We start from the raw sequence: 1,354 nt of genomic DNA, 5'->3' as shown, positions 1-1,354 counted from the left end.
GGGCGATCTCGATCTCCTGGTCGCCGCGGATGTGCGTGGCCATCTGCTGCACCTCGGGTTCGAGCCCACCGCCGTCGGCGAACAGGCGGTCGACCATCTCGATCGCGCCGCGGTGGTGACGCAGCATCCCCTCCAGCCACGCCCGGTCGAACGGCTCACCCTCGAGCGACTCGAGCTCGACCAGCTCCGCCTCGGTGAGCATGCCCGCCGGCGCGTCGCCGTCCTCCTCGTGGTCGTGGTCAGCGAGCAGGGAGGGGACCGGTTCGTCGCGTTCCTCGAGCCAGGCCCGGAGCACCTCGATCTCGCCCTCCTGGGAGATGTCCATCCGTTCCGCGAACCGGGGCAGGTCGTCGCTGGCGGTCCGGTCGGGGACGAGGCGGGTCATCCGCAGCGCCTGGGCGTGGTGGAGGATCATCCCTCGGACGAAGGCGACGTCCGCGGGACCGTGCTCCGGCGTTGCGTGGTCCGGGGTCTCGCCCGGATCGAGCACGCGTGACGGCTCCCCGGGGGCGCCCGGCTGCACCACTTGAGGTGACGCGTCCCCGTCCGCGCCCGAGGTGCAGGCACCCGCCCCGAGCGCCGCGACGAGGGCGACCACGACGGACGTGCGGCGGCTCGGCGAGGCGGGATGGGGCGACATCGGCGGGACGGCTCCGGGTGGTGGGGCGCGCAGGGTGCCGCGGGCGCGGGCACCCGGCGGCCGAGCGGGGCGTGTGGCGCACCCGGCGCACGACGTCGAGGTCGGCGCGCACCGATCGCGTCGGGCGCGCGGGTGGAGGCGACGTGCCCGGAGCGCACGCACGTACGGTGCGTGGAGGGGAACCGCCCACGCGGCGGCGAAGCCCGTTCGAGACACCTCCGTCCGCGTCACGATCACCGGAGCCGCCCGTGCGACCCACCTCTCGCCGCCCCCGCACGTTGCGATCCGCCGCCGTCGCGGCCCTCGCGGTCGCCATGGTCGGGGGGCTCCTGCCGGCCGTGGCGTCGGCGCAGGTCGACGGGCGCGCTGGCCTCGGGCCCGATCAGGAGGCGTCGACGGAGAACGTCGACCTCGCCTCGTCCCAGGGCAAGCCGGAGGGGCTCGACAACTTCAACTCCGACATGGCCTTCTTCGACGACGGGGGTGTCGGGTACGTCGTGGCCGGCAACTTCGACGGCCTCGCGATCTACAACGTCGCCGACCCGGCCAACCCGGTGCTGACCACGACCGTCGTCTGCCCCGGCAGCCAGAACGATGTCTCGGTCGCCGGCGACCTGCTGTTCGTCTCGGTCGAGGGAGGCGGGTTCACGGCCTGTGACGACGGGTCCGCGGAGGGTTCCGAGACCTTCCGTGGGGTCCGCATCTTCGACATCT

General features: G+C 73.7%; 1 protein-coding gene and 1 pseudogene. One reads left to right on the top strand and one right to left on the bottom strand.

The window, feature by feature from the left end; translation table 11 throughout:
- On the bottom strand, window positions 1-598 hold a 598-nt coding region (locus tag WEB03_RS01435; RefSeq protein WP_368069188.1), incomplete at its 3' end, for a DUF305 domain-containing protein.
- Window positions 599-888: 290 nt separating this feature from the next.
- On the opposite strand from WEB03_RS01435, the pseudogene WEB03_RS01430 reads away from it, so the two are divergent.
- Window positions 889-1,354: pseudogene (locus WEB03_RS01430) on the top strand (hypothetical protein); the annotation flags it as partial.

Source organism: Nitriliruptor sp. (genome assembly GCF_040882075.1).
GTDB lineage: Bacteria > Actinomycetota > Nitriliruptoria > Nitriliruptorales > Nitriliruptoraceae > Nitriliruptor.
The sequence above is the reverse complement of the archived record's forward strand: the minus strand, read 5'-3'. Positions and strand labels throughout refer to the sequence as shown.